Annotated in this window: 9 protein-coding genes; 4 read left to right on the top strand and 5 right to left on the bottom strand. The window is 34.2% G+C overall.

The annotated features are described in order from the left end of the window. Position 1: 1 nt before the first annotated feature. Complete coding sequence (locus QMO11_RS11180) at positions 2–856, bottom strand: C40 family peptidase (protein WP_282037374.1); 855 nt, start codon at positions 854–856, stop codon at positions 2–4. Positions 857–994: 138 nt separating this feature from the next. On the opposite strand from QMO11_RS11180, the gene QMO11_RS11175 reads away from it, so the two are divergent. After that, complete coding sequence (locus QMO11_RS11175) at positions 995–2,095, top strand: CapA family protein (protein WP_282037373.1); 1,101 nt, start codon at positions 995–997, stop codon at positions 2,093–2,095. 116 nt (positions 2,096–2,211) lie between these two features. Here the strand turns inward: QMO11_RS11175 and mltG are convergent, their stop codons facing one another. Beyond that, a complete protein-coding gene (mltG, locus tag QMO11_RS11170; RefSeq protein WP_282037372.1) occupies positions 2,212–3,273 on the bottom strand; it encodes an endolytic transglycosylase MltG in 1,062 nt (353 codons plus the stop codon). Positions 3,274–3,706: 433 nt separating this feature from the next. Between mltG and QMO11_RS11165 the strand changes: the two genes are divergently transcribed. The 3 genes from QMO11_RS11165 (at position 3,707) to QMO11_RS11155 (ending at position 8,983) form a co-directional block, all read left to right on the top strand. Then, positions 3,707–5,311, top strand: a complete 1,605-nt coding sequence (locus tag QMO11_RS11165) for a hypothetical protein (RefSeq protein ID WP_282037371.1) — start codon at positions 3,707–3,709, stop codon at positions 5,309–5,311. Positions 5,312–5,318: 7 nt separating this feature from the next. Next, positions 5,319–6,695 carry a DUF5723 family protein gene (locus tag QMO11_RS11160; RefSeq protein WP_282037370.1) on the top strand — a complete coding sequence of 459 codons (1,377 nt, stop codon included), beginning with the start codon at positions 5,319–5,321 and terminating at the stop codon, positions 6,693–6,695. Positions 6,696–7,498: 803 nt separating this feature from the next. Further along, the gene (locus QMO11_RS11155; protein WP_282037369.1) at positions 7,499–8,983 is read left to right on the top strand and encodes an alpha-L-fucosidase; all 1,485 of its coding nucleotides are present in this window, start codon (positions 7,499–7,501) and stop codon (positions 8,981–8,983) included. Between the two features lie 107 nt (positions 8,984–9,090). Here QMO11_RS11155 and QMO11_RS11150 read toward each other — a convergent pair whose 3' ends face one another. The 3 genes from QMO11_RS11150 to QMO11_RS11140 form a co-directional block, all read right to left on the bottom strand. Then, positions 9,091–9,732: a SanA/YdcF family protein gene (locus QMO11_RS11150; protein WP_282037368.1), complete on the bottom strand. Its 642-nt coding sequence runs from the start codon at positions 9,730–9,732 to the stop codon at positions 9,091–9,093. Between the two features lie 66 nt (positions 9,733–9,798). Further along, a complete protein-coding gene (locus QMO11_RS11145; RefSeq protein ID WP_282037367.1) occupies positions 9,799–11,034 on the bottom strand; it encodes a GNAT family N-acetyltransferase in 1,236 nt (411 codons plus the stop codon). Next, positions 11,034–11,573 (bottom strand): TetR/AcrR family transcriptional regulator, encoded by a 540-nt coding sequence (locus QMO11_RS11140; protein ID WP_282037366.1) that lies wholly within the window; start codon positions 11,571–11,573, stop codon positions 11,034–11,036. Before QMO11_RS11140 ends, QMO11_RS11145 begins: the two co-directional genes overlap by 1 nt. Positions 11,574–12,137: the final 564 nt, after the last annotated feature.

The following is a 12,137-nucleotide window of genomic DNA, read 5'->3' as shown; positions in this document are numbered from 1 at the left end:
TCTATTTATACCTTCCTCCGCCAATAAAATACTTCTTATAATAAGCTTCGCTTAGTTTGCTAATCATAACGCCTCTGCTTGAAGAAGCATGCACAAACTCACCATTACCTAGGTAAATACCCACATGATTCACTCTATTCTTCTTAATCTTGAAGAATACTAAATCTCCTTCTTTCAAAGAGTGTTTTCCTACCTTTTTCGATTTCGCATGCTGATCAGCCGAAGAACGAGGTAAACTAATATTATAAGTACTTTTGTATACTTGGCAAGTTAAACCTGAGCAATCAATACCTGATTTAGTATTGCCCCCATAACGGTACCTTGTACCTAACCATTTTTTTGTCTCCTTTGAAAGCGACGATTTTTTTGCTGGCTTTGCAGCTACTTTAACTTCGCCATTATTTACCTTAGGCGCTGGTGCTTGTTGAGGCTTATTTGTTAGCTGAGCAATTTTTCTATTACACTGCTCTATTTCTCTTTTTTTCGAAGTCAATTGGTTTTGCACGGCACTCAACTCTTTTCGTTTGGCTGTGAGCTGATCTAATATCCTTTGTTCCTTTCGTTTAATTTTCGTTTTGTTCCTTCGCTTTTTTCGTTTACCAGCCTCGGCCCAAGCCTGCTTTTTTATAACATCTTCCTCAATAATTAAAGCTTGTTCAGTTTTACGCAGCTTCAGCATTGCTTTCTCGGCTGCCTTTATCTCCTTCTGTAACTCTTTAATTTCTTTTTTCGTTCCACTAGCTAAGCTTTCAATGTCACTCTCATCAGAAGTTACATCTGACGTAGCATATAAGTTAGAAAATGATAACAAGCTTAAGACTAGTAAGGCTCTATTTATGAATTTTGAGAATTGCATGTGAGTTCGATTTATAGGCACAAATATAATGAATAAGAGATGCGCTGATCAAAAGTGACCATAAAAATTACTCTCAAACAAAATACACGGCATTAAGTAACTGTTTACTATATTTGAAGTCTAAAAATAAACATACAAATGAGATTATATTTATCCTTCGTTTTAATTAGTATCGCATCAAGCATTTGGGCTCAAGATGCAAAGACTGTTTCGCTACTATTTGTAGGAGATGTAATGGGACATGGCACACAAATCAATAGTGCTTATAACGAAGAAACCCAAAAGTACGAGTATGATGGCTGTTTCAAATATGTAAGTAATATTTTTAATGATGCCGATTTTTGCGTTGCCAATCTTGAAGTTACCCTAGCAGGCCCACCATATAAAGGCTATCCTCAATTTAGCTCGCCTGATGCTTTAGCCATTGCCATGAAAAATGCCGGAGTAAATGCAGTAGTAAATGCGAACAACCATTGTGTAGATAGGCGTAAACAAGGGTTAGAGCGAACAAATGAAGTATTAGATAGTTTAGAACTTCCGCGCACCGGAACTTTTAAAGATGAAGAAGATAGGACGAAACACAACCCAATGTGGCTCGAAAAAGATGGTGTTACCATAGCTATTTTGAACTATACATATGGCACCAATGGTATACCCGTTACCGAACCCAATAAGGTTAATTTTTTGGATAAAGAGCTCATTAAATCAGACATAAAAACGACTAAGGCTATGAAGCCCGATTTTATCATCGCGTTTGTGCACTGGGGCCTAGAATATCAAACCGTTGAAAATAAAACACAACGCGATTTTAATAAGTTCTTTAACGATAATGGAGTTAATATCGTTATTGGTTCACATCCTCACGTGCTGCAGCCTATTCATAAAACAGATACTAACTTTGTAGTTTATTCTTTGGGTAATTTTGTCTCTAACCAACGTACACATCCCCGTGATGGAGGCGCTATGGTGAGAATTGAATTAACAAAAGATGAGGACATTAAAATACTGAGCGACGCATCCTACTATTTAACATGGGTTCATACCCCTACTATTAATGGCAAAAAAGAGTTTCGGGTTTTACCTGTTAGTCCGTTTGAAGATGAAGCTTACTTCTTAGATACAAAATCGCACAATAGATTGAAAGATTACAAAAAGGAAGCTGAAGCAATTTATAAAAACAACACTGATATTCAGGAAATGATTTTTAACGCGGATTTACCCGGATGGGAGAAAAAATAATTAGATGATTTTGAGTCAGAAGAGAACTTGATACTCATGAAATGAGTTATAATAAAAAAAGGTCTTAAAGCACATAATAATATGCTTTAAGACCTTTCTTTTTTCTATTACAGATGTTATCGTCGTATACCACGTTTACGAAGTTCGTTTTGATACTTGCGTGCATTTTTATTATGCTCGGTTAAGGTTTTGGCAAAATTATGATAGCCCGAAAAATCTTCTTTAGCACACATATATAAATAGCGATGCTCTGTAGGATTTAGAACCGCATCAATACCTTGTATTGATGAAATACGAATTGGTCCGGGAGGCAAGCCTGCATACATATAAGTATTATACGGCGAATCTATTTTCATATCCTTATTTAATAAGCGCTTAATGGTAAAATCGCCCAAAGCATATTTTAAAGTAGGATCAGCCTGTAAGCGAATATTCTTATTTAAACGATTTAAATACAAACCTGCCACCTTGGGTTTTTCATCAGCTTTAACCGTTTCTTCATCTACAATTGCAGCTAATGTTGTTACCTCAACTGGTGTTAATCCTTGCGCTTTGGCTTTATCAACTCTACTAGCATTCCAAAACTTTTTATACTCTTTTTGCATACGAGCTACAAATTCCTTTGCGTCGGTATCCCAATACATTTGATAGGTATTAGGAATAAAAAGAGCAGGTAAAGTACTTTCAGTAAAGTTTATTTCTTTTAAATATTCTTTATTCGTTAATAAGTTCAGCAAATCAACAGAATCGAGCATAAGCTGACCTGCAATGCTTCCGGATAATTCCTCTATGGTTCGAATATTATTAAATACTACATTTATTGGATCTTGAATACCCAAACGCAACATGTTTACCAACTCATTATTATTCATTCCGTTGGCAATTTTATAACGGCCTGTCTTAATTAACGAAGGATAACTTTTGCGTTCAGCAACCCAAATAAAGCCATCAATATTACTTACTATCTTTTGTTCTACCAGTTTATTGCAAACTTCTTTAAAACCATCATTGCTACCTATATGCAAATACGTTTGTGGTTTATCTAAAACAACACTTGTCCCATATATAAACTTATAAAATCTTCCTCCGACTAATATTATTACAATTACAATTAAAGCTAAAAATAGCCCCAACCGCTTAACCTTCTTCTTTATCTTACGATTTGTTTTTTTTCCCATCGATAAATATAATTTAATACCTGCAAATATGGCATTTTATCTATAAAAGGGAAAATATTATTGTTGTTGTATCCAAGCTTATTCAAACTAAATCTATTAATCCCCTTTGCCCTTAAAAATAAAGAGAAATTATAAAATAGAACCTTCTATCTTATATAATTCATAAATGATACAAAACTCAACTTTGTACACTGAAATACTGTTAGGAGCCAAGTGTAGAAAAAAATTACTTTTTTTTTATTGGACTAAAGACCTAATAATTTTGACTAAGTAACCATAGATAATGATTAAAAAGACCTAGCGGTCTTTATTACACTCTCAAGCCCTTTCTTAATCGAACCTTTTCACTTTCTAGGCGTAATAAAAGCTGTCTATAATTTAAAAAACAAAACACATTAACTCTTAACTAGAATTTTTTATGAAAAGACAATTGATGAGTAAAGTAATAGCTATTTGTATTATACTAACTATTTATAGCTCTTGCAACCTCGATGACTTCGACTTTGAAAAGATGGCAGACCCTTCTTTTGGCGTTGGAATAAAAGCTCCAATAGCGAGTGGTTCGTATACCATGGGTCAAATAATTGATAATATTGACGATCCTGATAGTTTAATAATAGTTGATAATGAAGGCTTGTTCCGAATTTCTTATGTAGATGATAATATCTTTACTTTTCATGCTTTTGAGTTGGTTAGTATTCCTAACATTTTAACTCCAAATGATTTTGAGATAGGAATTAACGACCTAGTAGGAACTTCTCTTCCTGATGGCGGTTCGTATTTAGTAATTAAGGATGCCGATCCTTTTATTGAAGAAAAAGAACATACTGTTGATGTTGGCAACGAAGGAAATGATGAAGATATCTTTTTAACAGAAATGAGAATTGGCTCTTCAGATTTTATTGTTAAGCTTACTACAAGTATTAATTCGCCAATGACGGCCATAATAACACTGGATAATTGTTATAAAAATGGAGTCCCTGTCACGTGTACTTTAACAGATTCTGAACCAACAAAAACTATCAGCCTGGCTGGTTCAACTATAGATTTTACACAAAGCAACAAAGAAAATTTATTGCTTTATTCAACTAGTGTAAAACTTGAGGATAATGACAATGCTTATATCGAATCAACAGATTGGGTAAATATCAACCTTACTTTAACGGATATACACCCTGAATATATAGCAGGAGATTTCGGGCAAAAGATTATTGATATAGATCCTGAAGTTTTGGATTTTACAAGTGAAGTATTTGAATCATTAGGTGGTAATATCATTTTAGAGAATCCTATATTCAAGCTAAATATTTCAAACTCAATTGGAGTACCTAGTGCAGTTGACTTTCAACTTTCGGCAGACACGAAAGATGAAACTTCTGTTTTATTAAACCCCTCAAATATCAATATCGAAATTCCAAGTAAGGTGGGAGAAAATACGACTGTTGAAAATATTATCGATAGAACTAATTCTGATATTATTGAGTTTGTTTCATCTCTTCCTGCTGACTCTATAAAATATTTTGGAGATATAGAAATGAATAAGGAAGGTAGAGTAAATACGAACTTTGTTACCGACGAATCGATGATATCAATAGATCTTGAGATGGATCTTCCTCTAGAAATAACCGTTGAAAGTATGGGTATTCAAGATACTGTACCTATGGATGCGTTAGATATGGAAGTTTCACTCGACAATACCTCGTTATGGATTAATGCAAACAATTCTATTCCACTTGCCATTTCATCTGAAATTATATTTATAGATACCGACAACAACAAAATCCTATCTAGACGAATTAAGTTAACTGATTTTGCAGCTGCCAAAGCAGATAAAAATGGAAATACTATAGAATCCGTTAATTCAGAGATACAAATTGAATTAAGTGCTGACGACATGTTAAACATACTAGAAGCAAATTCTATGGTATTTGACGCTCGTTTTCAAAGCCCTGAGGAAGGAAAAAGTCCTGCAAGGTTAAAAGAAGAGTATCAGCTTGATATTGAAATGAAATTGGAAACCAGAGCAACACTAAACTAGAAAAATCATGAAACTTACATACATTTTAGCACTATTTCTCCTAATTGGAGGATCATATGCAAAATCGCAGTCGTCGGTATTATACCATATGAAAGGAATACCGCAAACCAAAGAGTTAAATCCGGCATTTTTTAATCAAACAGAAGCTGTTTATATTGGTGTACCTATGCTCTCAGGTATTGATATGGCAACTTCCACAAACGGCTGGGGATATAACGACCTTATTAGAAAAGGAACTGGCGTTCAGGCAGATTCTTTAGTAATGGACATTGATAATTTTTATAATAGCTTAGATGACAACAACTTTTTGAGAGAAGCTCTCAACGTAACCATTTTAGAATTTGGATTTCGGGCAGGCAAAAACTTTTTCGGATTATCGGTTGGAGAACGTCAATACATGAACACTAATTGGGATAGAAACCTAATTGCTCCTTTTACCACACATCCTGATGCTCCAAAATTAGGAGAAGATTACACCACCGGTAAGCTTGATGTTAGTGCTATGGGGTATCATGAAGTTACATTAAACTATGGTAGAGAAATTAATGATAAACTTACCATTGGTTTTGCAGCAAAAGGCCTAATTGCATACGCAGATATTCAGGCAGAGAACATTAGTGTAGATATGGTATCAAGCAATAATGGATATTCAATAGATATGGTTGGCAGAGGTAATGTAAACTTTACGGTTCCTGGTACTGTAGATTACGAAAACAATCAGATTAATGGTTTAGACATTACTAATGATGATTTTATAAACGCACTTACAGGCACTGATAACTTTGGTTTAGGCTTTGATTTTGGTGCCGATTATAAAATTAATGATAAGATACGCGTTTCTGCAAGTGTTATCGACTTAGGTAAAATTACTTTCAAAACCAACTCTCACAAACTAACTGAGAACGATGAAGGATACAGCTTCACTGGAATTGATATTACGAAAGATAATGATCAGGATATAGGTGAAGATCTATTAGATGCTATTAATTTTAATGGTGAGGAAGGTAAATATTCTGTCAACTTACCAGCAAAAGTATATTTGGGAGGAGTTTATTCTTTAAATAAAACCTTTGAATTGGGTGCATTAACCCGATTAAGATTTATTAATGGTAATACAAGCGGGACTTACTCTGCTTCCGCTAACGCTTATATTGGTAAATTCTTCTCATTAGCTACAAGTTATTCAATTATTGAAAATACATATAATAACTTAGGTTTAGGATTTGGAATAAGGGCTTCAGGGCTTCAGATTTATGCTGGTGCCGATGATGTTATTTCTTTGGCTAACCCAAGTCAATCAAATAATACTTCTTTCCGTTTTGGCATGAACATCCTATTAAATAGAAAATTTAAAGAGAAAAAAGCGGATTTAGAGCTAGAGTAGATTTAGCTTAATACGAGAAAAAAAAGGTTACCTCCATAAAATAGAGGCAACCTTTTTGTGTATAAAGAAATCGCTTTACAATTCAAACGAAAAGAACTAATGATGCACAAAGGTTAGTTCTGCTAATTTGGGTTTTCCATGAAACTTAGTAATAGAAGTTGTTTAAGGTTGTAGGGGAATTTCGAGAGTGATAATTTGATTATCAGTGGCAAAGCTCAATTTTTTATTGCATAGCCGTAGCTACGGAATAAAAATTAGCTGAAGCCAATGAAATCAAGGTGTTACTCGCAGATTTTCAATATAACTTTAAACAACTTCATAGTTAATCTAAACCTTTGAGCTTCCACTTCATCAAAACTTCTGTTATAATATAAAAGTCATTGGCGCATCACTTTCTGATAGTAAAATCCATTTTCTACTCACACATCAATCTATGATAAATACTGTATAACTAACAAAACCAAATACAAGTACCCTTTAATGATTCTTATTATTTTACCCCCTCCTATTCAATCATTAGCCTCTTAACAAATTGAAGATCCGATTAAAAATAAATGTATCTCTAAATAAATACCTATTGCGAACTTATTCTGATTATAAATAAATGATGCGGAATTGAATGATTAGAAAATTAAAAACGCCCTAATTTGAAGAAAGCAATAGTGGTATAAAAGGCACTAATTAAAGGGGGATTCTGTTATTCCCCTATAAACGAACATAATATTCGAAGCCAATATTAGATAATTCGCTATTTTCAAACTTCGATTAACTATTGAATACATTCAAAATTAAAACAAATAAAAATGAGGCATTTATTATCGCTTGGTTTAGTCTTATTAATGACGTCAGGCTTATTCGCACAAAAAGATGTTTACAAAGCAAACTGGGAATCTCTTTCGGCACATAACGAAGCGCCAGAATGGTTTTCTGATGCGAAGTTCGGTATCTACTTTCACTGGGGAGTATACTCTGTTCCGGCATACTATTCTGAGTGGTATCCGTACTTTATGTATAGAGATAACAAAGTAAAGGAACACCACATTAAAACATACGGAGAATTATCGGAATTTAATTACCACGATTTTGTTCCTATGTTTAAAGGGAAACAATTTGATGCTGAAGAATGGGCGCAGTTATTTAAGGATGCTGGTGCTAAGTTCGCAGGCCCTTGTTCGCAGCATCATGATGGTTTTGCGATGTGGGATAGTAAAGTGAACCCTTGGAACTCTAAAGACAAAGGACCTAAGAAAGATATTACGGGTCTTTTATCTAAGGCGGTTAAAGAGCGCGACATGAAGTTTATTGCAACATTCCATCATGCGCGTAACCTACAGCGTCACGAAGGTAACCCTGATAAATTTGCTACTTACCATAGTCACTTTGCACATGTTCCGGGAACTGCAACTGCTTCAACAGACAAAAAAATTGCCAAAATGTATGGTAACATTCCTGCTGATGAGTTTAACGAGTATTGGTTTGATCAACTGAAAGAAGTTATTGATCAGTATTCTCCTGACATCATTTGGTTTGACGTATGGTTGAGAATGATTCCTTTAGAGTACCGTCAGCAATTTGCTGCTTATTACTTAAATGAGGCCAAAAAGAAAGACCAGGAAGTAATTATTGCTTACAAACAAGCAGCTATACCTAACACAGTTGGTGTACTTGATATTGAACAAGGTGGTAAAAGAGACCAATCAGAATCGGTTTGGCTAACAGATATTACACTTAGTAACAAATCGTGGAGCTACATTGAAGGGCAAACTTACAAAACACCACAAATGGTTGTACGTAACATGATTGACGTGTGGAGTAAGAATGGTGTTGTACTTTTAAATGTATCGCCTACTGCAGATGGTGTTATTAACCAAGAACAAAGAGACATTTTAAAACGCATTGGTGAATGGATGAAGAAATATGACGAGGCTGTTTATGAAACTCGCCCATATAGCATCAATGGTTTTGGTAACGCTAAAGCTGAAGAAGGCGACCACGGTGGACAAACTGCTAAGGTTAAATACACTGCTAAAGATGCACGTTTCCTTAAATCGAAAGATGGAAAATACATCTACCTTTTCATTCTTGGAAAACCGGCACCAGGTACCGTAATTTCTACTAAAGAATTAGGTGTACACAAGTATTATCCTGAAGAAGGAATCAAGAAAATTACTCACATGGGTACTGATACAACTTGTGAGTGGGGCTTTGGAGACATCAACTTTGAGTTAACTGTTCCAGATGCTGAAATGGATGACATTGCCAACGTATTTAGAATGGAGTTGAACTAAGATTCAACCTCACATAAAAAAGAATCCCCAAGAGATATAAAATCTTTTGGGGATTTTTTTATGGCGTATTGTGCAAACAAATACCTATAGTCTGTGCTACGTATTCATCATCTAATTACAATTTGCTCTCCAAGGAATTTTGGCTCTTTACCAAACAGCAAATCAATAAGCATTTTTACTCTTGCAAACCTTTCTCTTAAGCTAGTTTTAAAACCATATTTTACATTAACATCTTCGGCATTAAAGCCAATAGCCTCTATGTCTTTATTCTTTGCAATATATATGGCTCTTTCATTATGGAATTGCTGAGAGATAATTGTAATACTAGTCTGTCCAAATATTTCCTTACAACGCACAACGGAATCTAAAGTACGGAATCCGGCATAATCAAGATAAATTTTGTTTGAAGGAATACCGTTTCTAATTAAGTCTTCTTTTATTGTTGAGGGCTCATCATAATTCTCCGTTGAATTATCTCCACTTACCAAAATACATTCAACCTTTCCTGATTGAAACAACTTTACTGCCGCCTCAATCCTATATTTATAATATAAATTTATACGTCCATTTGATAGTACTTTACCAGTACCTAAAAATAAACCTACTTTATTATACGGTATTTCTTTGGTGCTATTATAAACTCTACTTGAAGCAACATTTTCAACTAGTTTATCGGCAGCAAAAATAGCTACCAAAGATATAACTGCTATGAATAATCCAATGCTAAATATATTCTTAATCCTCTTCATTACTTTTTACGTATTGTTTGTAAATGCCCACTGCCGTAAATTACATAAATAATAGCACTTACCCTGTTAGTTATTATCCTCTTTAAAATTAATATCAAAGATGATATTTGAACAATAGAAACCTGCTTTTTCAATTGCTTTTCGTGAAGCAACATTATCCAATGTTGTTGAACAAATCGGCTTCCTTCCAGCTTTTAAAACTCTGTTTACTTGCATTTTCATTATTTGTGTGGCAAGTCCCTTACCCTGAAAATCACGATTCACTATAATTCCCAGATCTGCAATTTCGGGTTGAGAATCGCTCATTCTACATTCACTTGTTGCTATAATGGTTTCAGCTTCCTTAAGCATAAAAATCTCTTTTCTTGATACAAGGTTCTCTGTATACCCAAAAGTATCGTCTATACCAACTTGTTCTTTAAGAAATAGCTTTATTAAAGGAATATCGTTTGTTGTTACCAATTCGATATTTAGGTTTGTATCAACCTCTACTTCTTTATTCAGATGCTGAAAACAAAAGGTGTTTGTCTTTACTGATTTTGAATGAAACATACAAGCATTAAATGCCACAGGTTCATTTGAACTCAGACTTGCTGTTTGAATCAATCCGCTCTCAATTAACTCTTTAATTACCTTATCCATCAATGATAGATGTTTTTTAGATAGAAATATTTGAGTTAAACAACCTTCCTCGTTTATACAACAATATCCAATGATTTCTTTGTCTTTGTTTTCGATAAGATAATGCTGTGATGAACCTATATAAAGCTGTTCCCACATTGCGTCGATGGGAGCTTTTAATGAAAGGTATAACTGCGATCTTAAGTCATTAATTGTTTCTGTAATATCTGTTTTAATAAAATTCATTGTCTTACTTTTTTTCCATTCCATATGGTATTCTACTTCGTTTGTACTTTCCTCAATAGATTCCGAAAGAATACTGAATCCCTGATGTTTATAAAATTGAATACCCGTGGAATTATTTTTATACACTTTAAGTTGGATGGTTTCTCTTTTGCTTTTAATAAAGTCCAAAAGGTTCTTTCCTATGCCCGATCCCTGCATATTAGTCTGAACAAATATTGCCGCAAGGTAATTGTCAACCATAGCCACAAAGCCAACTATTTTTTCTTCTATAATTGCTAAATAACATTCTGAGCCCGGTAAGTATTGGCTTGCCATAGCTTCTTTATTCTTTTCCCAATAATCATTGGGTATAAAACTATGTGCTTGTATACTCACATTGTACCAAAGCTCAACTACTGCATCTATATCTTTATTTTTTAATTCTCTTATTTCCATTAGTTTCTATACTTTTCAAGTAAATGTTGTTTCATCTCCAACAAAGGAAAATCAATGTCTCCCGCTAAGTAATTTATTGCAATCCCATCTAACTCGGCAATAAACATATAGCTTAGAACATTCGCATTTGCTTTATCAAGTTTACTGAAAATACTTGTCACCGATTTTAAAATAAAAGTTGCCCTCTCACTTATTAAATCTTTGAGCACCTCTCTGGTTCGGGGCTGTAACATTGTATTTAAACTGAATTGAAAGAACATCCTATCAGATTCTAATTGACTAAAAAAAGATTCTAATAATTCTACCAGTTGCTCATTAGGAGTCTTATTCTGTTTGTCAACTGCGTTTATCTCAACAATCATTTCAGTTGTTTTTTGAAAGATCTCTCTTAATAAACCGTCTTTCGATTTAAAATGATGAGAAATAAGCCCTTTAGACACATTTGCTGTTTCACATACCACCGACAGAGGTGTATTTTCGTATCCCCTCTCAGAGAAGAGTTTTGTTGCTATATCTATTAATTGTTCTCTTTTATCCATAAAAATTAATCTATTCTCACTAAACTGACCGCTCGTGCAGTCGGTGCAAATGTAAGAACATATTTTTAATTGACAAGTGAATTGTACTACTTTGGGATTTTGTGAGTTGTTTTTAGTAAGTACAGTATTGAACTATAAGTGGAATAGCTAATTAGGACAGCAATACTCCACCCTATTAAATAGCGAAACAAAAAAAATGAAAGAATTATTTAGCGCAATAAACACCTAAAGTTATACACACGGTTCATGTCCTCATTTTATTGTTGGCAATAGGCTATGTCTAGTTTCTTTATTTCGCTTACCAATAAAATTTGAAGTTTCGGAATTTAAATCCTGCCATTGGGTAAGGGTTGAGACTGAGACGTACCAGCATTGGTACTTCATTGGTTGTTTATTGGTACTTCATTGGGTCTAAGGGCCCAAAGAAACACCGAACAAGATCCGACCATGCCCCGATGCCGTCCCGACCAAGACCCCAAAAAATCTGGAAAATCAGAATCTTAGCCAATTTGTAATTTTCAACGCTTTGGCTTCTTTTTTTCACGTTAGTACACTTTTGGTACC

It is taken from the genome of Saccharicrinis aurantiacus (assembly GCF_947489045.1).
Classification (GTDB): Bacteria; Bacteroidota; Bacteroidia; order Bacteroidales; family Marinilabiliaceae; genus Saccharicrinis; species Saccharicrinis aurantiacus.
This window is presented reverse-complemented; position numbering and strand designations above follow the sequence as displayed.

Excerpts from the sequence above, each read along its gene's own strand:
- QMO11_RS11180 (WP_282037374.1), bottom strand. The coding sequence starts at position 856 with ATGCAATTCTCAAAATTCATAAATAGAGCCTTACTAGTCTTAAGCTTG.
- QMO11_RS11175 (WP_282037373.1), top strand. The coding sequence starts at position 995 with ATGAGATTATATTTATCCTTCGTTTTAATTAGTATCGCATCAAGCATT.
- mltG (WP_282037372.1), bottom strand. The coding sequence starts at position 3,273 with ATGGGAAAAAAAACAAATCGTAAGATAAAGAAGAAGGTTAAGCGGTTG.
- QMO11_RS11165 (WP_282037371.1), top strand. The coding sequence starts at position 3,707 with ATGAGTAAAGTAATAGCTATTTGTATTATACTAACTATTTATAGCTCT.
- QMO11_RS11160 (WP_282037370.1), top strand. The coding sequence starts at position 5,319 with ATGAAACTTACATACATTTTAGCACTATTTCTCCTAATTGGAGGATCA.
- QMO11_RS11155 (WP_282037369.1), top strand. The coding sequence starts at position 7,499 with ATGAGGCATTTATTATCGCTTGGTTTAGTCTTATTAATGACGTCAGGC.
- QMO11_RS11150 (WP_282037368.1), bottom strand. The coding sequence starts at position 9,732 with ATGAAGAGGATTAAGAATATATTTAGCATTGGATTATTCATAGCAGTT.
- QMO11_RS11145 (WP_282037367.1), bottom strand. The coding sequence starts at position 11,034 with ATGGAAATAAGAGAATTAAAAAATAAAGATATAGATGCAGTAGTTGAG.
- QMO11_RS11140 (WP_282037366.1), bottom strand. The coding sequence starts at position 11,573 with ATGGATAAAAGAGAACAATTAATAGATATAGCAACAAAACTCTTCTCT.